19 protein-coding genes are annotated in these 23,229 nt (G+C 38.9%); 7 read left to right on the forward strand and 12 right to left on the reverse strand.

What is annotated here, in order from left to right; all coding sequences use genetic code 11:
- Positions 1-169: 169 nt before the first annotated feature.
- From E2K98_RS02225 to E2K98_RS02240, 4 genes are all read right to left on the reverse strand, one after another.
- Complete coding sequence (locus E2K98_RS02225) at positions 170-2,245, reverse strand: sigma-70 family RNA polymerase sigma factor (RefSeq protein ID WP_133332664.1); 2,076 nt, start codon at positions 2,243-2,245, stop codon at positions 170-172.
- Positions 2,246-2,491: 246 nt separating this feature from the next.
- Positions 2,492-3,655: a M20 aminoacylase family protein gene (locus E2K98_RS02230; protein WP_208025306.1), complete on the reverse strand. Its 1,164-nt coding sequence runs from the start codon at positions 3,653-3,655 to the stop codon at positions 2,492-2,494.
- Positions 3,656-3,695: 40 nt separating this feature from the next.
- Positions 3,696-4,922, reverse strand: coding sequence for a diaminopropionate ammonia-lyase (dpaL, locus tag E2K98_RS02235; protein WP_133332666.1), 1,227 nt, complete (start codon positions 4,920-4,922; stop codon positions 3,696-3,698).
- Between the two features lie 102 nt (positions 4,923-5,024).
- Complete coding sequence (locus E2K98_RS02240; RefSeq protein ID WP_133332667.1) at positions 5,025-6,275, reverse strand: Zn-dependent hydrolase; 1,251 nt, start codon at positions 6,273-6,275, stop codon at positions 5,025-5,027.
- A gap of 202 nt (positions 6,276-6,477) precedes the next feature.
- Here E2K98_RS02240 and E2K98_RS02245 point away from each other — a divergent pair, with 202 nt between their 5' ends.
- Positions 6,478-7,353 (forward strand): AraC family transcriptional regulator, encoded by an 876-nt coding sequence (locus E2K98_RS02245; RefSeq protein WP_235824695.1) that lies wholly within the window; start codon positions 6,478-6,480, stop codon positions 7,351-7,353.
- Positions 7,354-7,601: 248 nt separating this feature from the next.
- Here E2K98_RS02245 and E2K98_RS02250 read toward each other — a convergent pair whose 3' ends face one another.
- Positions 7,602-9,056 (reverse strand): DHA2 family efflux MFS transporter permease subunit, encoded by a 1,455-nt coding sequence (locus E2K98_RS02250; protein WP_235824685.1) that lies wholly within the window; start codon positions 9,054-9,056, stop codon positions 7,602-7,604.
- A 276-nt stretch (positions 9,057-9,332) separates the two neighbouring features.
- On the opposite strand from E2K98_RS02250, the gene E2K98_RS02255 reads away from it, so the two are divergent.
- The 3 genes from E2K98_RS02255 (at position 9,333) to E2K98_RS02265 (ending at position 10,981) form a co-directional block, all read left to right on the forward strand.
- Complete coding sequence (locus E2K98_RS02255) at positions 9,333-9,917, forward strand: TetR/AcrR family transcriptional regulator (protein ID WP_133332670.1); 585 nt, start codon at positions 9,333-9,335, stop codon at positions 9,915-9,917.
- Between the two features lie 351 nt (positions 9,918-10,268).
- Positions 10,269-10,709, forward strand: a complete 441-nt coding sequence (locus E2K98_RS02260; RefSeq protein WP_133332671.1) for a hypothetical protein — start codon at positions 10,269-10,271, stop codon at positions 10,707-10,709.
- 26 nt (positions 10,710-10,735) lie between these two features.
- A complete protein-coding gene (locus tag E2K98_RS02265; protein WP_026574613.1) occupies positions 10,736-10,981 on the forward strand; it encodes a hypothetical protein in 246 nt (81 codons plus the stop codon).
- Between the two features lie 488 nt (positions 10,982-11,469).
- On the opposite strand, the gene E2K98_RS02270 is transcribed toward E2K98_RS02265, so the two are convergent.
- From E2K98_RS02270 to E2K98_RS02300, 7 genes are all read right to left on the reverse strand, one after another.
- The gene (locus E2K98_RS02270; protein ID WP_133332777.1) at positions 11,470-11,748 is read right to left on the reverse strand and encodes a cytochrome o ubiquinol oxidase subunit IV; all 279 of its coding nucleotides are present in this window, start codon (positions 11,746-11,748) and stop codon (positions 11,470-11,472) included.
- Positions 11,749-11,784: 36 nt separating this feature from the next.
- A complete protein-coding gene (cyoC, locus tag E2K98_RS02275; RefSeq protein ID WP_133332672.1) occupies positions 11,785-12,396 on the reverse strand; it encodes a cytochrome o ubiquinol oxidase subunit III in 612 nt (203 codons plus the stop codon).
- Positions 12,397-12,400: 4 nt separating this feature from the next.
- Positions 12,401-14,404, reverse strand: coding sequence for a cbb3-type cytochrome c oxidase subunit I (locus E2K98_RS02280; protein ID WP_133332673.1), 2,004 nt, complete (start codon positions 14,402-14,404; stop codon positions 12,401-12,403).
- Positions 14,405-14,425: 21 nt separating this feature from the next.
- Positions 14,426-15,316 carry a ubiquinol oxidase subunit II gene (locus E2K98_RS02285; RefSeq protein ID WP_235824686.1) on the reverse strand — a complete coding sequence of 297 codons (891 nt, stop codon included), beginning with the start codon at positions 15,314-15,316 and terminating at the stop codon, positions 14,426-14,428.
- A gap of 246 nt (positions 15,317-15,562) precedes the next feature.
- A complete protein-coding gene (locus tag E2K98_RS02290; protein ID WP_133332675.1) occupies positions 15,563-16,024 on the reverse strand; it encodes a hypothetical protein in 462 nt (153 codons plus the stop codon).
- A gap of 629 nt (positions 16,025-16,653) precedes the next feature.
- The gene (locus E2K98_RS31550) at positions 16,654-16,803 is read right to left on the reverse strand and encodes a hypothetical protein (protein ID WP_328591953.1); all 150 of its coding nucleotides are present in this window, start codon (positions 16,801-16,803) and stop codon (positions 16,654-16,656) included.
- A 373-nt stretch (positions 16,804-17,176) separates the two neighbouring features.
- A complete protein-coding gene (locus E2K98_RS02300; protein ID WP_133332676.1) occupies positions 17,177-18,076 on the reverse strand; it encodes a LysR family transcriptional regulator in 900 nt (299 codons plus the stop codon).
- Between the two features lie 162 nt (positions 18,077-18,238).
- Here E2K98_RS02300 and E2K98_RS02305 point away from each other — a divergent pair, with 162 nt between their 5' ends.
- From E2K98_RS02305 to E2K98_RS02315, 3 genes are all read left to right on the forward strand, one after another.
- Positions 18,239-21,130: a 2-oxoglutarate dehydrogenase E1 component gene (locus tag E2K98_RS02305; RefSeq protein ID WP_133332677.1), complete on the forward strand. Its 2,892-nt coding sequence runs from the start codon at positions 18,239-18,241 to the stop codon at positions 21,128-21,130.
- A gap of 80 nt (positions 21,131-21,210) precedes the next feature.
- Positions 21,211-22,461, forward strand: coding sequence for a 2-oxoglutarate dehydrogenase complex dihydrolipoyllysine-residue succinyltransferase (gene odhB / locus E2K98_RS02310; protein WP_133332678.1), 1,251 nt, complete (start codon positions 21,211-21,213; stop codon positions 22,459-22,461).
- Between the two features lie 177 nt (positions 22,462-22,638).
- A complete protein-coding gene (locus E2K98_RS02315; protein ID WP_165976147.1) occupies positions 22,639-23,145 on the forward strand; it encodes an acyl-CoA thioesterase in 507 nt (168 codons plus the stop codon).
- Positions 23,146-23,229: the final 84 nt, after the last annotated feature.

Raw genomic sequence — 23,229 nt, forward strand, 5'->3', positions numbered from 1 at the left:
CCTTATAAATCATGAAACTTATGAAAAATACAATCAAGTTCAATAATTCCCCACAAAAAAACACTCACAGATGCTGATTACACAACCATTCGCAAGTGCTTTATCGATTTTAAAATAAACTTTATTAGTATTCTTGGAATTGTACTGTCAATTACAAGACAAGCCGATGTTATTCCAACGAAATTTTCACAACATCATCTAAATATTTTGTTGTATTATATCCATCAATCTCCATCCGTTTTGGAATCATTTTTTTTCCAGTGTTGTTACTTTGTAACTTCATCCTTTGAACGGTAACGAAATAACGGGGCTGCTCAATTTCTTCATACGAGAAAGGAGTTACATTCATATCGTATACTACCCCATTTTTATCAATGAGTACTCCCTCAGATTCCATCTCAATTGAATCAGGATGATTGTCATTTTCACCGATAATATCGAATTGCAGCGACTCATACGCCCGATTTTTAACTTTATGATTGCTTATGACCATGTTGGTAGAAGCTCCAACTTCCAACTTGTCAATAGAGATGGTACTGCCTGCATATTCAAAAGATTGAGGATATTTTTTAGCAGCATCCAGCTCGATGGTTTTTCTGTCTTCAATCGTTAAATTTATAGATTGTAATTGAACGTTTACTTCTTTTGGTTCTTCTCCAAAAAGGGGGCCAAAGTTGGTTTGAAAAGTAGTCATATTCATGTCTTGAATTGGATTTAAAAATGAGCCGCCATACAAATCAGGTTTTAATTTCTTATTATTCACTTCTAGATGGTCAAAATTAAGAGCATCTATCCGCTTCTTCAGCTGGTCATTTTTAATACTGTATTGCAAAATCGTTGCTGTTGGAGCAATGGTCAGTTTATCAAATCGAACCGGGATTCCCTCGACTTCCTTTTCTATATCCAATGCATATTGCACGGAACGCTGTTTTGTTACAGGGATCTCGAAGTTCCACTCCCCTGTTTTATATTCCATATTATCGGAAACCCTTAACCTATTTCGATCAGAGGAATCACGAATCAATTTAATAAGCTTTGTGATCTTCAGTTTGATTGTCCCCTTTTCCTTGGAGAGTGGCAGCAAACTAATCTTTCCTTGATACACGGTCTTTTCTTTATTATTTACATCTGTTGTAAGGTCAGGAGCATCGTACCTTGGATTTGCTGTACGGCTCATGATTTCATACTGGTTCTCCACAGAAACCCCTTCATCATAATTCATCAGATATTGGTTGTCTTCATCCGTATCTTCTATTTCATAAAAAACAAGCGTCTGAAAATCATCAGCAATAACACTCTTGATTTTAATTTTCACCCCATTACTTTCTGCTTCCAGGTTCAACCTTTCACTCATGTCCTGTTGCAAATAGGCACGCAACTCATGATCTTCTTCTGTCCATGTATAGTAAAGATTGGTAAAAGCCCCTGTAAAAACTTCTACACTCACTAATAAAGCGAAAATACTAGCAAAAACCATTCCCATTCTTTTATGTTTCTTATTTTTTAGTTGTCTGTGCTTATCCTTATCTGCCAGCATCGCTTGGACATTCTCCATGAAATCAAATGGCACATGGTAATCCTCCACCTTTTCAGTAAGATTTAACATGGTTAACATGACATCCTGGAATGTTGCCAAATCCTCCTGACAGTCTTGACAATGATAAATATGTATCTCTAGCTCAATCTTTTTCGACCGCTCTAGTGTTCTTCCTAAGTAATCGATGTATTCCTTATGATACTCTTTACAGCCACCAATGTGTGATCCGTACCCCATTTCTTTTCTAAGTGACTGAATTCCGGAAAACAAAAGCTCCTTCAACTTTTCTACTGAAACTTGGAGAAGATTTGCCGCTTCCTCCTGAGAGATTCCTTTTACATAGGTAAGGACCATCGCTTCTTTCTCGTCCTCTTTCAATTGATCAAGTGCTTTAAATAAATCTGGACGCAATTCACTTCCCTCTGAAACTTGTAAACTTCTATCATAAGAAAGCTCCCGGCAGGTATGTATGAAAATGGATGTCACCCATGTTTCAAATGATGATTCATTTTTAAATCGTAGTAGCTCCCTGTGGACTTTTAAAATGGACCGAAAAAAAACCTCTTCCACTTGCTTTTGATTCCTAAGATAGGACCAACCAAGTAAATAGAACGATTGTTTATGCTGTTCGAACCAATCAAGGATGGATTCCACGCCTTTTTCTCTTTTCGGAGTGATTGAAATGGAATCGATTTTTGCTGGGATCATAAATGTGCTCCCCTCTTTAACATTCTCTTTATACCTAATAATACAAGCGGAGGAAGTTATTTACAATATCGGCAGCTTCGACACGGACTTCTCAGCTTTTTAACCTCGGATAGATTGAAATAATCTCGGATATGCAATCCAAAGTAAAAAATACTGCCAAAGGGGTTTGACCCTTCGGCAGCATTAAAACTTAACTATGTTAAAGAACAAAGTTGATTAGAGCGGAAATCAACAATTATAAAATATTTATTTTGGCAAGCGTATTTTAATTAACTCAGCGAAATATTCCGCACCAATTTTTAATATCTTATCATTATAGTCATATCGTGAGTTATGAAGTGGAACATTGCCAATTAAATCAGAATCATCACCATTTCCTATAAATACAAAGCAACCAGGAATCTTCTGTAAAAACGCACCAAAGTCTTCAGAAGCCATCCACTGTTGACAATTTCCATCTACTTTATTTTCACCAACCACATTTTGGGCTGCTATTACCGCTATATCAACACACTCTGCCCAGTTAACTGTTGGTGCGAATTCATGGGTATATTCAAATTGACATTCTGCTCCATTTATTTTGCAAATTCCCTCACTAATCGTTCGCATTCTATCTTCCAGCAACTTTGATACCTCTGGGGTATAACTTCTAGTATCCCCTTTAATCACTACATTCGTAGGTATCGCATTACGAATCCCATCTGTTATAAATTCAGTACATGAAATTACAGCAGGAACATTCGGGTCCATATTACGAGAGATAATGGTTTGTAAAGCAATAATAATTTCAGACGCAATAACGATCGGGTCTTTCCCCATATGAGGGTTTGAAGCATGTGAGCCTTGTCCCTTAATACGGATGACAAAGTTATCTTCACTGGCCATTATTCCGCCCACACGAGTTGCAATGGAACCCGCAGGCATGCCTGGCATATTGTGCATTCCATAAATCTCATCTACCGGAAAACGATCAAAAAGTCCGTCTTGCATCATGGCAAAAGCGCCTTTACCAGTTTCCTCTGCAGGTTGAAAAATAAATCTAACTGTTCCATTAAAATTTTTCCGCTCTGTTAATAACTTAGCTGCGCCCAATACGGTGGCCATATGACCATCATGACCACAGGCGTGCATTTTACCAGGATTCTGGGAGGTGTATGGATGTTCCCCCACCTCAGTTAGGTTAATAGCATCTATATCTGATCGAATACCTATAATACCTTTCCCATCGCCTATTGTAAGATTGGCAACGATTCCAGTAGCACCAATATTTCTGTGAACTTCTAATCCCATATCTGTTAGTACTGTAGCAAGAAATTCAGAAGTATTTTTTTCTTCGAAAGCACTTTCGGGATGCGCATGAAGATAGTGCCGCCATTCCGTAAGCTGCTTTTCAAAATTTTCATCGGCCATATTCATATCACCCTCTCAGAGACTATTATTTTAAAATTGACTATGCATATGGATATGCCCCATCCCATACTACTTTTCTATAATGCTCCGGATCCGTGTCACCTTCTGTGCTGATAATAAGAATCTTCGAATCTTGATTCAGTTTCAACATTTCTTTCATAACATTGAGCATTTTGTTTTCAGCCAATAGACTAACTAATCCCAAACCAACTGCACCAGATTCACCTGAAACAATTTGAGGGTCACTGCCCAATGGGTTTGCAAGAATTCGCATACCTCGCGCGGCCACATAGTCTGGACAAGAAACAAAGGCCTCAGCATAATCTTTTAAAACCCCCCAAGAAGTTGTACTTGGTTTCCCACAGGCTAAGCCTGCCATAATCGTATTCAAAGCGCCCGTTACTGAATGGGGTTTTCCATCACCAATATTCATAGATTTGTATATACAGGCCGCTTTATCCGGTTCGACAATAACTGTCATAGGACGTTGATCTCCGAATTTCCCAGCTAGATATCCGAGCATACTACCTGCAAAGGAGCCAACTCCGGCTTGTAAAAACACATGCGTTGGTATTTCAACACCAGCTTCGCCAATCTGCTCCACAGCTTCATCCAAGATTGTTCCATAACCCTGCATAATCCAAGTTGGAATCTCTTCATATCCATCCCAAGCCGTATCCTGTACCAAGACCCAGCCATTTTCCTCAGCCTTCTGGCTTGCCAGTCTAACTGTATCATCATAGTTAAGATCCGTAATAGAAGCTTCTGCTCCTTCTTTTCTTATATTATTTAATCTTATTTCTGAAGACCCTTTTGGCATCAATACTACCGATTTTTGTCCAAGCTGACTTGCTGCCCAAGCGATTCCTCTTCCGTGATTTCCATCAGTTGCTGTTACAAAAGTAATGTCTTCAATTTTTTCTTTTACTTCTTTACTTCTTAGTTTTTCAAAAGAAAGCTCAGAGATATCGACATTTAATTTTTTTGCTAAATATTTTCCTACAGCAAATGAACCACCTAATACTTTAAAAGCATTAAGTCCAAATCGATAAGATTCATCTTTGACCCAAATATTTCCAAATCCTAATTGTTTAGACAATTTATCTAAGCTGTGAAGTGGAGTTACTTTATACTCTGGAAAGCTTTTATGAAAATTTCTTACCTTTTCAATTACTTCACTATTAATAAATTCTACAGTTGCTTTCTCCATATCTGCTTTTCTTGCATTTTCATTTACAATATATTTAATTTCTGTTAAATTCCCCATTTTTATCTCCTTAAAAAAGGTTTTATTGTAGGTATCCTAATTAAATTTGAATGACACCTTAAATCTTTAAGCCATGCTTTTTTGTTTGTCTTTATAGATTTTTTACTGATTGCCTGCAAGTTCGCAAACGACATCAAGCAATACATTTGCTCCAGCTATCAAGTCGGGATCTTTTGTATACTCCTTAGGATTATGACTAATACCGTCAATACTTGGGACGAAAATCATAGCTGTAGGGCAAACGCGAGCCATCATTTGAGCATCATGTCCCGCACCAGATGTCATTCGTCTTGATTGGAGTCCTCGCTCTCCTGCAACTTGCTCTATTAGTTTTACGATTGTTTGGTCAAAAGTGACTGGAGGGAAACGTACTAATTGTTCCGATGTAATGGTTACTTCTTCGGTTACCGCCAATTCTTCGAGGTAGTTTGCAAGTGCCTGCTCTTCCTCTTTCAATCTCTTCTCGTTTGGATTTCGCAAATCAACAGTGAACGTTGCCAATGATGGAATGACATTAACAGCATTTGGCTTAAAACTAATCGTTCCAACTGTTGCAACAGTTTGCCCATTAGAAGCTATCGCACGATCACGTAAATAGGTAATTACCCGAGCCGCTGCAAGTCCTGCATCACACCGCATATCAGTTGGTGTAGTACCAGCGTGATTGGCAACACCTTCAATTGTAATACGCTGCCAAGAAATACCTTGAAGATTCTCAACAGCACCAATTGGAATACCCACTTTTTCTAGAATGGGGCCTTGTTCGACATGAAGCTCAATGTAAGCGTGTGGCTTCAAATAGCCCGGCTCCTTTGAACCGGAATATCCAATACGTTCAAGCTCCACCCCTAATAAAGTGCCATCCGTACCAACCGATTTAAGAGCATCCTCAACTGATAGCCCGCCAGCATACACAAGAGATCCCATCATGTCAGGCTGATAGCGCACTCCCTCCTCATTGGTAAATGCTGCGACTGCAATTGGACGATTGGGAACAAAACCTGTCTCCTGCAAAGTGGTTATTACTTCAAGCCCTGAAAGAACACCATAGCATCCGTCGTACATACCGGCATTAATAACTGTGTCGATGTGCGAGCCAAGCAATATTGGTGCTTCATTTCTATTTTCAGTACTATACAAAATACCAAAGATATTACCGATTCTGTCGATTTCAACTTCCAATCCTATTTCCTTCATCCAAGTGACTACGAGATCACGCCCCGCTTTCTCTGCATCAGAAGCAGCTAATCTCGTCCTTTTGTTGTCATTGTCTAGACCAGTTAGGCCAAGTTCTTGAATACGGTTAAGTAAGCGTTCAGAGTTGATTGATAGGTTTAAATTAATAACTGTCATGCTCATTTCCCCTTTTCAACATGTAAAATAGCTTGGAAACAAACAAATTAATAAATTTGTTTAAACATAAAGTAAATAGGCTGATCATTGGTGAGTCACATTATTAAAATGTAATTATAATGTTATAATAATTGAGTATTTGTACCATTAATACTAATATTGAATAGAAAAATATAAATATATTGAGGTGTTGGCTATGCAAATGAAAAACTTCATGATTGATGGAAGTTTAAAAGAACTAACCAAACACCATACAGTCGTTATGCCAATTGCATGTTATAAAACCACCATTAATCAAAATATACATGGCTATATTCCACTTCATTGGCATGACGAAATTCAATTTGTGTTGATCGTAAAAGGGGAAGCGGTTTTTCAAGTAAATGAAGATTGTAAAGTGGTTCGAGAAGGAGATGGACTTTTTATTAATAGTGGATGCCTGCACATGGCACAGGATAAAGAGCTGTCGGATTGTATCTATATTTGCTTAAATGTTTCTCCTTATTTTGTATTATCACAAGAACTCTATACCACATATGTAAAACCTTATGTTCAAGCGACCAATTTACCCTACTTATATGTAAATGCAAATGAGCTTTGGGGGAAAAGCATTTTAGATGCCATTTTAGAAATTTATCACTGTATTGAACAAAAGCAACAATACTATGAAATCGATATTACGATGAAACTATCATTAATTTGGAAAAACTTAATCGATAATGGTTTTAAGCTGGAATATGTTCAGACTGAAATAGTAAAGAGTCAAAGAATGAAGCAAATGTTAAGTTGGATCCATGAGCATTATGCAGAAAAAATTTTATTAGAGGATATTGCCAGGGCTGGTCAGCTGAGCCGTTCTGAATGCTGTCGTTATTTCAGGAGGTTTTTAAAATGTACACCATTAAATTATGTTATAGATTATCGTATTCAAAAGAGCTTATATCTACTGCAGCAAGGTGATTCTAATATTACTGAAGTTGCTTATCAAGTTGGTTTTAATAGTACAAGCTATTTTATTGATAAATTCAAAGATTCCATGAACATGACTCCATTAGCCTACAAAAAAGAAAATGCATAATAACGAGCTAGATTCGACTAACAAAATGTTCATGAATACTACGGATCCAAAATAGGGAAAACCTTTGAATCTTTAAAGAAGACTCGTGGAATTGAATCAATATGTATGACCGGGAGATTTTCAGGTATTGATGGAACACCGAGAACAAGGTAATCAAAAAGACAGTTTCAAATCCACAAGATGTTAGGATTTGAAACTGTCTTTTACTTTCTCTACAACCAATGTAACTCACGCAAACAAAATTAACATTAGTTTGTACTTAACGTTTTTGTTGCAGCCTTTTCCAAACTCGCTTTAAATTCTAAATCGGATGCTTGTTTTACCTTTTTAATAAATAAGGATAGAAGTAATCCGATGACGCCAATCCCAATAATAACAAGGTATGCATCATTAATGCCCTGTATGGTGGCTTCTTTAATAACCTGTGCTTGATTCAAGCCTTTAGATGCTGCTGAAGGAATCATATCCTGCAGATGTGTTTTTGTCCGGTCAGACATAACAGTAACGAGAAGCGAAGTCCCGACAGCTCCTGCCACTTGTCGAACGGTATTACTTATAGCCGTTCCATGAGCATTTAATTGCTGGGGCAGTTGGTTCAAACCAGCGGTCTGTAAAGGCATCATCATCAAGGCCATTCCAATTCGGCGCCCCGTTGACATAAGAACCAAATACAGATAACTTGTCGTGTCCGTCAAGTTGGTAAAGCCCATTGTCGTGGCAATGGTAATAATCATTCCTATAACAGTTAGCCATTTTGCACCAAAGCGATCGAACAGCTTACCTGTAACCGGCATAAGGAATCCCATGATTAGCGCTCCTGGAAGTAGAAGCAGACCGGACTCAATTGCTGTATAACCGCGGACGTTCTGTAGGTAAAGTGGAAGTAGCATCATATCTGCATACATAACCATAGTAACCGCAATATTAATAATCGTTGTTAAGGAAAACATATTGTACTTGAACGCACGTAAGTCAAGCAGTGGATTCTGCGATTTCAACTGTTTCCATGAAAAGAGTCCAAGGGCTATGATACCAACAGCTATTGTACTAAGTACCTCAATGTCTGACCATCCAAGGCTCCCAGCTCGGCTGAAACCATATAGCAAGGCACCAAAACCAATGGTGGAGAGTACGACACTTAGGATATCAAGTTTTGTTTTGATTGGCTCAGATAAATTTCGGAGATAAATAAATCCGAGACCAATAACGATGACAGCAAATGGAATCATCCCGTAAAACATGGTTTCCCATTTGTAGTGTTCAATAATATAGCCAGCAATAGTCGGTCCGATGGCTGGTGCAAATATGATGGCAAGCCCGACCATGCCCATGGCTGCTCCTCTTTTTCCAGGAGGAAAAATGGTAAGAATGACGTTCGTAAGCAACGGCATAATGATTCCTGCTCCAGCCGCCTGTATCATGCGTCCGGTCAATAGTAAAGGAAAGCCAGTTGCTAATGCTGAAACAATGGTTCCTGCTAAAAATACGAACATGGAAGCTTGAAAGAGTTGACGTGTGGAAAACCGCTGCATTAAGTAGGCCGTTATGGGAATCAAGACACCATTTATGAGCATGTAACCCGTAGTTAACCACTGGGCAGTTGCTGCTGTTATTTTGAATTCAACCATTAACTCTGGAGTAGCCACGCTCATGAGTGTTTGGTTTAAGGTTGCAAGGAAAGCCCCTAATATCATAATAAACATTATAGGTCCTTTTTTTAACGAATTTGTGACGATTTTTGGATGACTATTCAATATTCCCCTATCCCTTCTGAAATCATCATAGACTTTTTTTACAATGTGTTTAATAATTAACATTGTATAAATTACTTTATAATGAGATGGTTGATCTGACAACAGACAATTTCTTACGATGTGTAATTTAGTTATCATTTATTTCATTTTTGTTGTGTAAGTCATAAATAATAGACAGAACTTAAATTATTGTAAATTTCCATTCAGTAGGAAAGGTGATTAGAGATGGCAGACCAAGAAAATCCACGAATAGATCCTCGTATCCTTCGCACACGTCAATTAATTAAGGAAGCATTAATAGATTTACTACAAGAGGTCGATATCAATAAAATAACGGTTAATCGGATTGCTGAACGCGCAACCATTAACCGTGTGACGTTTTACCTTCATTATAAAGATATTCCGGACATGCTGGAGAAAATGGCACAGGAAATGGCTGAGGATATTGAATCGATAATGGGGTGTACAACATATGACCAAAATTCTGATAAAAACATCGATTTTGTCAAGCTAGAAACCCTGCTTGAGTATATTGCAGAGAATGACAAATTTTACAAGGTAGTTCTTAATTCCAGACGATCCCCCATCTTTACAGAGCGCTTGTTAACTATTCTCACGAAAGCAATAACTGAGAAAACGGCTAACAACAAATTGGAGACTAGTAATAACATTCCAAGGGATATTGCTATCTGGTACGGTTCATCAGCTTTAATAGGTACGATTGTAGCTTGGCTGCGTAACGATATGCCTTATACACCGCAATTTCTGGCTAAGCAGTTGTCTAGACTTTTTCGACTGGGTAAGGAGTAAACTATAGGTAAATGCCTTATATTTATTTAAAAGCATGGCTATGTCTTTTCGTAAACATAGCCATGCTTTTTTTATTTCATTCTTAAAACCGCTTTAGTTTTAGCTCTGATCTAAGCTAGACAATACGCCTTTCTTCGTATATATTCCCCGTTAAAAAACAATCATATCCACAAAAACAGTAATTCAAGCACATCTTCTTGTTCCGCAAAGAAAACTCGGCTTGGTTTGATCCAACCCCCTTTTCTCTGACCGTCTCTCTCCATAAATTTTGTGCAACTCTCCTTCGGTATATTAAAAAAATTATTTGATGGGAATATTATTAAACAGGACTTTTAAAAAAGGGGTTAGAGAATGAGAAAAGAAATATTTATGGTGACGATGGGAACACTAACAGCAATAGGTCTTGCAGGTTGTGGAGATTCACCAAACAGAAGTATGAACGAGATACAAACACAAAAAATCAGTTATTCCCAACGCTCCTTAACTGCGCCCTTTTCAGACTTGCTTTATGGATTTTCTGCCATTGAGAAGTATGTCGCAAAAGGAGATTATGATAACGCCACAACTCTTTCACGAAACCTTTACGATGAATTTCACGACGCTATTTTGCCTCCATTAACAGTGAAAAAAGGCAAAACCTATGCAGACAATGTGGACAGAAAATTTGATGAGCTAACGGAGGCCATTTCCAACAAGAATCAATCCAAAATTCCAAATCTCATTAAGGAAAATCGGAAAAACCTCAAAACAATTGCTCCCATTTTGGGTGTTTCCGTCATTTCAACACAATAATCTTAATTTGTAATGGAGGCAATTATATGCGAAGATTAACCCTTAAATTGACAATCGTAGAAGTAGCCATCGGAATTCTGTTTTTGCTTTATGAATTTCTCACTGGACACCCATGGACAGTCGATGGAGTTCCATGGACAATGGATGAAAATTTCCACTTTAACATCGCACTTGGCTTTTTTGTTGGTGCGGGATTCACTTTTATTATGGGTGCCATTTTTGGCTCGACCCAAAGCAGAGATCGTTCTTACAAACCTAAAAATAATACCTGAAGGACACCTCTCCTTTACTTACCGATAACAGCCATTGGAAGCTGGTTTCTTTAACTATCGCAGAGTAGAAAGGTGGTAAAAATGGATCCGTATTATTATTATACCGTTACCTATGTCGGATTATTTGCTGCAGCATTAGGCATCTCCTCCTTTATGTTTTATCGGTTGATGAATGAATAATACACATTCCTATAAAAGCACAAGGTGCTTGGCTTCTTGCGCTAGCCAGTTCTCGAAGTCGAAAACTTTCATAAACCACAAAAAATGACTATCCCGTAAGATAGTCATTTTTTTCATGCAGGTTATTCTTTCATAGATTTCGTAAACATAACGGTAATGAAAATAAGTGTCAGAGCAAACAAACCACAAATGATATAAAGCCCGTAACTATCCATCTTTTCACTCCTATCTTCCATGCTTTGTATCCCATTTCTGCATCGCACAGCGTATTCCTTTCCTTCACCACGCGCTAAAGCTCTTTCCTGTCATTATTGAACAACATAATTAAATGACATCACCCACATAGATCCAATTACAATGGTCAAAACGAAAATTATCCCTAAAACGAGTGCGGCTGCATTGTATCTTGGTGCTTCACCATCACGAATATGCATGAAGAAGAAAAGCTGGATGACAAATTGTAAAACAGCTGCAATCAAAATACTGACCATAAGCGCTGTTTTCCCCATCAAATGGTTTAATACGAGAAAAAGTGGGATGATCGTCAAAATAATTGATAAAAGAAAACCGATAACGTACGCTTTCATTGATCCGGTATGTTCAGCGTGTTCATGAGCGGACAATTACATCACCCCCATTAAATAAACAACGGTAAAGATGAAAATCCAAACAGCATCCAAAAAATGCCAATATAAACTAATGATTGAAATTTTCCGCGTCGTAACAGGTGTAATCCCTCTTTTTGCAATCTGAATCAGCAGCCCAATCATCCATAGAATCCCAAACGAGACGTGCACTCCATGGGTTCCTACAAGAGAGAAGAAGGATGTAAGGAACGCACTTTTGGTAAGGCTAGCTCCTCCTGCGACCATACTTACAAATTCATTGATCTCAAGGGCTACGAACGTTGCCCCTAAGACTGCGGTTACAATCAGCCAGCCAATTAAAGCCTTTTTCTTACCTTTATGCATGGCTAAGACCGCAATACCGCTAGTAAAGGAACTGACTAACAAGATGAAAGTTTCAGCAATAAAGCCGGGAATATCAAAATCCTTTGCTGTAAAACCGCCATTTGTATGGGAATGTAAAACAGCGTAAGCAGCGAAAAATGTAGCGAATAAGAGACAGTCGGTTACAAGAAAAATCCAAAATCCTAAAACCTTTAATTCCTCCTGGTCTGCATGGCCATGGTCGGTACCATGGCCTGACATATGAGCAGTCACGCTCTGTGACATATAACTACCTCCCAAAAGTTTCTCCAGTTGGAACATCGACGGAATGGTTGTGACTCCTTAACGCTTTTTCCGTTTGTTCAATCTCTTCCACTGGAATGTAATAATCCGTATCATATTGGAATGAACGGGCATATAAAGTTGCTGCGACACCGATTAATCCGATGATTCCCATCCACATCCATTCGAACGTAAAGCCAAATCCGGCAATAAAGAAGAAGCACGACATGATAAAAGGAATACCGGAATTTTTCGGCATATGAATGGGTTCATATTTCGGTTTTTCTTCTTTGTATCCTTCCTGCCGCATTTCTTCTTTTTTGTACCACCAGGCATCTACTCCCCTTACTTCAGGGATGATGGCAAAGTTATAAGCAGGAGCCGGTGACGGAATCGACCATTCCAATGTCCGACCGTCCCAGGCATCTCCGGTTACATCACGTTTACCATATTTAACGCTGTATAGAATTTGCCAAACTTGAATGACGAAGGCAATCCCCATCAGGAATGCGCCAATCGAAGAGATGAAGTTGAGGGGAGCCCAGCCCATATCCCAACCGGCAGATTGGTTATACGTATAAATCCTGCGCGTCATCCCCATAAAGCCAAGAGCATATTGCGGCATGAAGCATACATAGAAACCTATTTGCCACAACCAGAAACCCCATTTTCCTAGCGTTTCATTTAATTCAAATCCAAATATTTTTGGGAACCAATAGTACATGCCTGCCAGGTAACCGAACACAACCCCACCGATTAACACTTGGTGGAAGTGGGCAATCAAAAAGTAACTATTGTGATATTGATAGTCTGCAGGTGCTGCCGCCAGCATGACCCCCGTCGCACCGCCGACAAGAAAACAGGGTACAAACGCAAACATCCAAAGCATCGGCTGAGAAAATTGGACTCGGCCGCGGTACATAGTAAATAGCCAGTTGAATATTTTTACCCCCGTTGGAATCGCGATAATCATCGTACATATAGCAAAGACGATGTTCACGTCTACTCCGGCTCCCATCGTAAAGAAGTGATGAACCCATGTATAGTAAGAAACAATAGCGATTGCAATCATGGAATAAACCATGGAACTGTAGCCAAAGGTACGTTTTTTAGAGAATGTGGCAACAATTTCGGAGTATACCCCGAAAGCAGGCAGGACAACGATATACACCTCAGGATGACCCCACATCCAAATCAAGTTGACATACATCATCGGGTTACCGCCGGCCGTCATCGTAAAGAAATGCCCGCCAAGTAAACGGTCAATCGTTAACATGGCTAATGTGACAGTAAGAATCGGGAATACACCTAAAACGGCAATTGAGGAAGCTAACACGGACCATGTAAATAAAGGCATATCCCTTAGCCGCATTGTGGGAGCCCGCATTTTTAAAATGGTGACGACAAAGTTAATTCCTGTGGCCAGACTTCCGATACCGGAAATTTGAATTCCCCATATCCAGAAGTTTTGCCCGGGACCCGGACTAAACATGGTTTCCGATAAAGGCGGATACGATAACCAGCCTGAACTTGCTGAACCGCCAATCACAAACGAGATATTAAAGAGCATGGCGCCAATAAAGAACAGCCAAAAGCTGACAGCATTTAAAAAGGGATAAGCGACGTCGCGGGCACCAATTTGCAATGGAACGACGATATTAAATAAAGCAAACATAAATGGCATGGCCATAAATAAAATCATGATTGTCCCATGTGTTGTGAATATTTCATTATAGTGGTCAGAGGCTAAAAATTTACTATCCGGCACAGCCAGCTGAATCCGCATTAAAATGGCATCCACGCCGCCGCGGAAGAGCATTAGCAGCGCAGATAAAAGATACATAATCCCGATTTTTTTATGGTCAACCGTTGTGATCCATTCCCTCCAAAGCCAGCCCCATTTTTTAAAATAGGTAAGCGAGAAGATAATCGCTACGATAGCCAAAATGATGGAGACATCCGCACCGTAAATCATCGGATCGCCGGTCACAAAAAAATGCGATGTATTCATGGAAATCTTTCCTCCTGTTTACTATTTCTTTGGCATGATCGTGTCTTCACCGTAATTGTGAATATGATGATGAAGGGTTCCGCCATTTTTGTTCACGATGTTTTCGTATAATTTGTTCGGATAGGAAGAATAACTTAATTCTTTCACATTGCCTGGTTGGGACAATTCCTGATACCCAGCGTTTGTAAGAACAGGAGAATTTTTTTTCAAACCGGCTGCCCATGTATTAAAATCCGCTTGACTTACAGCTTTGACCCTAAACTGCATATGAGCAAATCCTGTTCCGGTAAAATTGGCCCCGGTTCCGAAATATTCCCCTATTTTGTTTGCCTGAAGCCACAATCCCATTGACATGCCAGGCATCGTATATTCTTGTCCTCCAAGCTGCGGTACCCAGAATGAATTCATTGGCGCATCGGAGGTTAAAACAAATTGAACCGGAACCCCAGCAGGAATGACCGCATAATTGACAGTCGCAACCTTTTTATCAGGGTAGGTGAACAGCCATTTCCAATCCAATGATGTGACTTGGACAACAATCGGTTTCACATCTGTAACAGGGGGTTTCGATACTTTAATGGCTGTTTTAGCTGTGTAAATCCCAAGAATAGCCACAATCACAACAGGAATTCCCCACCATACGATTTCCAAGACTTTACTGTCAGCCCATTCAGGTTGATAAGGTGCAGTGTTTCCAGGCCTATCTTTATAACGAATAATGATGTAAACAAAGATTACCATGACTGGAATAATTACAATTGCACATAAAATGACAGAGATTACAATCAAGTCTAACTCTGTTTGGCCGACGGGTCCTTTTGGGTCAAGAACAATGAATTTACTTTTGTCACAACCAGCCAGAAGCAATGTGCCCAACAAACCCAAGATCGAATATTGACTCCATGTTCTCACTTTCATTTCCCCTTCGATTTTGTTGTGGTATTTAACTTAAACACTTTGTGAATAGTTAATAGAGTACCCAACTCTGATTGCATAATTCCAAAACATGGTTTCGGGTTAAAATAGTGACAAAATGTCCACCCTTCCCCACATCATTCGAATGGATAAAAGGAATCAACACCATTTCCATAAGAAAAAGCCCTATCCGATTATTGTCAGATAGGGCTTTTTCTTTTATGACACTTCAAATAGTGAAAGTTATAACTTAAGTTGATCCATGTCTTCTGGATGATCATTATGTTCAAGGGTCTTTTTTAAACGTTTTATTCGTTTTTGAGATTGTATAAAACTAATGAAGCAAAGAATCGACATAGGGGCACAGTACCAAACAAAGACAAATCCTCCATTGTAATAAAAAGGAATATAGGCAATGGATACCCCAAATAATACAATCGATAACATTAAATAAATACCAATGCAGCGATGATAAAAGGTATAGTGAGTAAAGGTTGTGATTCCATTTTTCATGAATTCATGTAAATTTTTATCGGTTTGATAAAACAGAAATAAAGAGATAAGCAGTAAAAATGCATAGATAGGAAGGGAATAAAGATAAAGGGAAACGCCTAATATACAGAAGTAGAAACTCAAAAAGAAGACAACCCCTGAAAAAAATAAGGGCATTAGAAATTTATATACGTTTTCATCAAATGGTTTCACACCATTCCCCCTCGAATTCTTAATTAAACCATTTTCTGCAGCACGAACTAAAAAACGAAATGTAAGTCCCCCTTTTTATGTCGATCTTTATTGATAATCCATATGCGGAAAAAATCCTTTTCATTCCCCAATTGTACAAGCAGTTGGTTAGCTCATTCACTCACATTTTTCATTTGGGACAAATCAATAGTTTTTTTAAAAATGCATCCTTCATCCTCTACGGCATCTGAAGCAACTAACCTCCAATTACTTTAAGAACAAATTTTCACAAGCTCGAATTTATATTCGATTAAGTTGCTAAATTTTACTGATAGCTCAATTTAAACCAAATATTTTGTAATTTGATAAATTTATTGTTGTCTATCAATATACCACGTGCCAAAAGAAGGAAACCTAATTTTGAAAAAATTGCCTATTCCATGCTTATTTTGCATGCTTTTCTTTAGAAGCAGAGACTTTTCTTTGCAGAAACGGCTCCATTCTACACATTCATTAATGTTTAGCTAGATGGGCATGTGGTGGTACCCCAATGAAAGAAAAAACAAGCATCTAAAAAAAGTGCTTGTTTTAAGGAAAATATTTAATTGCTGTACTGATACTTTTTTCAGTTATACCTTCTACGTTGCATTTTATATCATTGGATATTTCCAAAGTTTGAATTTTCCTTTTATAAAATTCATGCCATAATAACTTACTGGTGCTGATTGCAAACCAATCATGATGGCTGAAGGAACGGTTACAACCTCCTCAGCAGGATTAATACCTACGAAACCAGCGATTAAACCTGTAGCTGCTCCGACTAATGTTCGCCGTTTACGGAACGTTCCATTCTATTAAAAGCCAACATAAGCCGCCAGCAGCTGATGTCACCTGAGTATTCGCAAAAGCAAGAGCTTGTTACGTCATTCTCACATAAAACACTGCCTGCATACCACCCAAGCCATAGTGCTGCAGCACCGATTAGAATAAAACAACATTATGCGGACTGTGTTTTTTCTTCAAATGTTCATACCTAGATCCTATAATTAGGGCTGACGTAAGAGCACTTACCCCAGAAATAGAATCCATCTCCAAACCTTTTACGGGTTATTTCCAATGCTTGAATAGGACTTTTATTAGGTAAATAACCATAAGAGTCCTTAATTTTGACTTTTATTTTATCTTTGCACTAGAACATGTCCAATCATGATTTTCTATAAAATGTACGAATGCCTTAACGACATTCCATTCTAAGGATTCCTTATGATAATACATCCACGTTCTTCGCAATATAGGCTTTCCTTCTTGATCCGTTAATTGGACTTTGGATAAGTCTTCTATCCCGCTAAGTACCCTGCTGGAAAGGATACCATATCCTAAACCATTTATAACCATTTCCCTACACGTATCAACTTGGTCGACTTCTATACTGATAAAAGGCGCTTGCGCATAATTTTCAGCCCACCAATGATCAATTACTGATTTTAATAAGTAATCCCCTCTATATTCAATTCTAGGGAGACGGGGAAGATCCATAATTTCAAACTCATCCTTTGAAGCAACGCAAATGGTTTCTTCAAATAATTGATGTTTCGATAATCCCCTCCATCCATAGTCTCCCCGAACAAAACTGATATGAACATCCTTACTGTGTATAAGTTGGGTTACGTCTCTGCTCCATCCCGTAATCACCTTGAACTCCACATGGGGATATTGCCTTTTAAATAGTTTCAAAATATGAGGAAGTTCATAATTCGCGAAAAAATTGGATACCCCCAATCTCAACGTACCTACCACTTTATTACTTTCGCTATTACTCATATTTTGAGCATTTTCTTTTATTTTTTGATAATGAGCAAGGGCCTCCTCAGCACTTTGGACAAGATATTCTCCTTGTGGGGTAAAATGCACTCCACGCCTTTCACGGGTTACGATTTTAACACCAAGTTCTTCCTCCATATGCTTTAACCGACTAGTTAAAGCTGGTTGAGTAATAAATAATAATCGAGCTGTTTTTGTAAGATTTTTTTGATTATAAAGTTCCTTCAGTATTTCCCAATCACGGTAATCCATTGTCCCACCTAATAATCTGATATAAATATTTTTTATAAACTAATATAATTTTTTGAAATTTTATTTAAATTCATTATTGCATTATCCTAATCCTTAATCAATTGTTAATTACTTCTTTAAATCTCATAAATCATAAAAAACTCAATCATGGGGGTATTTTTAATGGGAGAACAGAAAATTCAGCCAAATCCATGGAAGAAATTTAATGGTCCAAACCTTGGCTATGTGATAGGACAATATGAACTATATATTAACGGGTTAGATACCGTTGATTCAGAATTAAAAGAGCTGTTTATTAAATATGGATCACCGTCTCTTGAAACAAGTCAAATGAAAGAGAACGTCGAACATGAATCTGTTGTTCCTAGTAAATCAGCGAGTATAGAGAAAGTTATGAAAGTTGTAAAACTACTAGAAGACATTCGTTCACATGGACATCTAGTAGCAAACATCAACCCATTAGAGGTGAATGAACAAAATCATAATTTATTTAATCCAGAAAAATATGGGCTAAGTGACCATGATTTGAAAGAGATTCCTGCTAAGCTTGTTTGGGAAGAGGCACCTGAAGGCGTTCAAACCGCATGGGATGCTATAACCCAACTAAAAAATATTTATACATCTTCACTAGCCTACGAATTTAACCATGTTGATCATATGGACGAAAAAGCATGGTTAACTCAGATAGTAGAAACAGGTCCCTTGCATCGCTCCTTATCTAAAAAAGAACAAACAAACCTGTTAAAAAGTTTGACAGAGGTCGAAGGATTTGAACAATTTTTACATAAAACCTTTGTCGGTCAAAAGAGGTTTTCTATTGAAGGTGTAGACATGCTTGTACCTATGTTGAATGAAGTGGTGTACGAAGGTGTAGGCGATGAAGCCCGCAATGTCTTGATTGGAATGGCGCATCGCGGTCGCTTAAGTGTCCTGACTCATGTGTTAAACAAACCATACAACAAGATTTTCTCAGAGTTCCAGCACTCGTCTGCCAAACAACAGGGACCGTCGGAAGATTTAGTCGACATTAGTGAGGGTTGGACAGGAGATGTGAAATACCATTTAGGCCGTAATCGATTTGTGGAGGGTTCCGGTAATGTTCGCACACGTATCACCTTAGCAAATAATCCAAGTCATCTTGAATTTGTCGACCCGGTTGTAGAAGGGTTTACAAGAGCAGCACAAGAAGAACGACAAAAAGCAGGATATCCTAAGCGGGATGTTAAGAAAGCGCTCGCGATACTAGTACATGGTGATGCTGCCTTTCCGGGCCAGGGCATTGTAGCAGAAACCCTGAATTTAGGTGGATTAAAAGGATATCGAACCGGAGGAACCATTCATATCATTGCGAACAACATGGTCGGATTTACGACAGATAGTCATGATTCTCGTTTTACGAGATACGCGAGTGACTTGGCAAAAGGCTTTGAAATCCCGATTGTGCATGTAAATGCTGATGATCCGGAAGCTTGTCTGGCAGCTGTTCGTCTTGCATATAAATACCGTGCTCGATTCCAAAAGGATTTTTTGATTGATTTAGTCGGATACCGACGTTTTGGCCACAATGAAATGGACGATCCAGCGGTCACCCAGCCGCAGGTGTACAAAAAAATCGCGAGCCATCCAACGGTAAGAGCATTGTATTCCGAACAGTTGCGAATTAAAGGCATTCTCGATCAAAAAGAGGTCGAAGAAATCAATCACACCGTGCAAGAAATGCTTCAAGCCGAGTATGACAAAGCGTCAAAGAGGAAGCAAGATGAGCCATCTGCTGATGTAGAGGTTCCGGGAGTTATCGCTAAAGGAATTCCACTATTAGAGACAGGTGTGTTGCTTGATACCCTTCGTGAATTAAATACGGAATTGCTGAAATGGCCGGAAGGTTTTCAAGTTTATCCAAAATTGAAGCGGATACTGGAGCGCCGTGAAACAGCACTTAATGAAAACGGGAAAGTAGATTGGGCGGTTGCAGAAGCGCTGGCATTCGCGACAATGTTAACGGAAGGCACACCCATCCGTCTAACGGGACAAGATTCTGAACGTGGAACGTACGCTCATCGTCACATTGTTTTGCATGACATTGAAACAAACAGAACTTATTCACCCTTGCAACATCTGACACAAGCACGAGCTTCGTTTGCAGTTCATAATAGCCCGCTGTCAGAAGCGGCTGTCGTAGGTTTTGAATATGGCTATAACGTATTCGCCCCTGAAACACTTGTAATATGGGAAGCACAATACGGTGACTTTGCTAACACAGCACAGCCTCTCTTTGATCAATTTGTTTCATCAGCAAGAGCAAAATGGGGGCAAAAATCAGGGCTTATCCTTTTGTTGCCTCACGGTTATGAAGGCCAAGGGCCCGAGCACTCTAGTGCCCGTCTTGAACGCTTTTTACAGTTAGCAGCAGAAAACAACTGGACGGTAGCAAACTTGACAAGTGCTAGCCAATACTTTCATATTTTGCGCCGTCAGGCATCCATCTTAGGAACAGAGTTTGTTCGACCATTAGTCATTATGACTCCAAAAAGTCTGCTTCGTCACCCGCTGGTCGCTTCTCCTGGTACTGATTTAAGCAAAGGCAGTTTCCAAACGGTTGTGGAACAGTCTCAACTCGGAAAAAGGACAGAAAAAGTAAAGCGATTAGTGTTAACTACAGGAAAGATGGCTATCGATCTAGCTGTAGAAATTGACTCACGTAAAGAAAATCGAAACTTGGACGAGTTACACATCGTTCGCATCGAACAATTGTATCCATTTCCGAAGGAAAAAGTAGAAGAAATCATAAAGCGTTATCCGAACTTGCAGGAAATCATTTGGGTACAGGAAGAACCAAAGAATATGGGAGCTTGGCATTATATTGCCCCTACCCTTTTTGACCTTACTTCCGGCAGACTGAAATTCGGTTACATTGGACGGCCGGAACGTTCAAGTACTGCAGTCGGTGATTCAATCGTTCATAGGAAGGAACAAGATCTCATTATCCAACAAGCTTTGAACTATCAGAGTCTAGTAGATACAAAGAAACAAGAAAAAGAGTTAATTAGAAGCTAACAATCATTATCAGCTAGATACCAAAGTTAAAATACTAATTTAATAAGAGACTTAACCTAAAACATAGGAGGATATGAAACATGATTGAAATTAAAGTACCAGAGTTGGCAGAATCCATTTCAGAAGGAACTATTTCACAATGGCTTATTAATCTTGGTGATAAAGTCAACAAAGGAGACAGTTTAGTAGAGCTGGAAACAGACAAAGTTAATATAGAATTAAACGCTGAAAACTCCGGTATAGTTACAAAAGTATTAAAGGAACCTGGCGATACGGTAGAAGTAGGCGATGTAATTGCTATTATCGAAGAGTATATAGCGGAGGGAGCCATTCCACCAGTTCTAACAGCTGCTCCTGAAAAACCGGTAGAAGAAACTTTAAATCAACAAAACGCCCAGCCAGAGAAAGATCTACCGAAAGCCACAAGGCCGATTGCTTCACCGGCTGCAAGAAAATTGGCAAGAGAACTTGGAATCGATTTAAACCAAGTAAGCAGTAATGACCCGCTAGGAAGAATTAGGCCAGATGATGTAAAAGCCTATTCGCATACACCTAAGGTAAAGGAAGAGCCAAAATTGGAAAAAGCAAGTCCAAAACCCACTGTACAAAAAATTGATGAAGAGTTTGATAAACCAGTAGAACGAGTAAAAATGTCCCGCCGGCGTCAAACCATCGCTAAACGCCTTGTAGAAGTCCAACATACTGCAGCGATGTTGACAACATTTAACGAAGTTGACATGTCCGCTATTATGGATTTACGCAATAAGCGGAAAGATGCCTTTTTCAATAAACATGGTGTTCGCCTTGGATTTATGTCGTTCTTTACAAAAGCCGTGGTCTCAGCTTTAAAGCAATTCCCACTTTTAAATGCCGAAATTCAAGGCGATGAATTAATTATCAAGAAGTTTTACGATATCGGAATTGCAGTTGCAGCGCCAGAAGGTTTGGTCGTTCCAGTTGTACGCAATGCGAGCCAGAAAAATTTTGCCGAAATCGAACAAGAAATTGGTAATCTTGGTACAAAAGCTCGTGAAAACGCCCTTACTTTAAATGATTTACAAGGTGGAACATTTACGATTACTAACGGTGGGGTTTTTGGCTCTTTAATGTCCACACCGATTTTGAATAGCCCACAAGTAGGAATTCTCGGCATGCATAAGATCCAAACAAGGCCAGTAGCAATTGATAGTGAACGAATTGAAAACCGTCCAATGATGTATGTTGCCCTATCTTACGATCATCGAATTGTGGATGGGAAAGAAGCTGTAGGCTTCCTGGCTATGGTAAAAGAGTTGTTGGAAGATCCAGAATCCTTATTATTAGAAAGCTGAACTTTAATCAAGGATTTTTAGAAGCTTCTCAGTAGGGATTCTCCTCCTGGGGAGCTAAAAAATTCCTCAAAGAAATGCACTCTTATCCCTATTAACGATTTAATAGTGATGGTAATAACTCTTTAATGATAAAAAAATAAAACGCCAATAGTTTGATATATTTCGGGGGATTTGTCAATGGAAGCTAAATATTGTAAAGAATCAAGAGTAATACGAACAAGTCGTGTATTCCCTAACGATGTAAATAATCACAATACATTATTTGGTGGCCGGTTAATGAGTGATTTAGACCAAATTGCCTCCATTTCCGCGGCGCGCCACAGTCGAAGAGAATGTGTAACGGCTTCAACGGATTCAGTCGATTTTTTACATCCAGTTCGAACAACAGATTCCGTCTGTTTTGAATCTTATGTGACATGGACAGGCACCTCATCAATGGAAGTATTTGTGAAAATTATAGCGGAAGACTTAAAAAGCGGTAAGCGTAAAATCGCAGCAACTGCCCTCTTAACATTTGTCGCGCTTGATGAGCATAAACGCCCAGCGCGTGTTCCGGAAGTCATTCCTGAAACAGAAGAAGAAATAAAATTACATGAAACCGCCCCCGAGCGGGCAAGAGTACGTAAAGAGAGAAAGCAGAAAAGTAAAGAATTAGCAGCGTTTTTAACAATGCATCAGCACTAGTACTGACACATCATATGATCGATATGATTAAGTTTTTAGAAATCTATCATGTTCTGACAATTTTGATGGCAATAAAAAAGTGTA

The organism is Bacillus salipaludis (genome assembly GCF_004358205.1).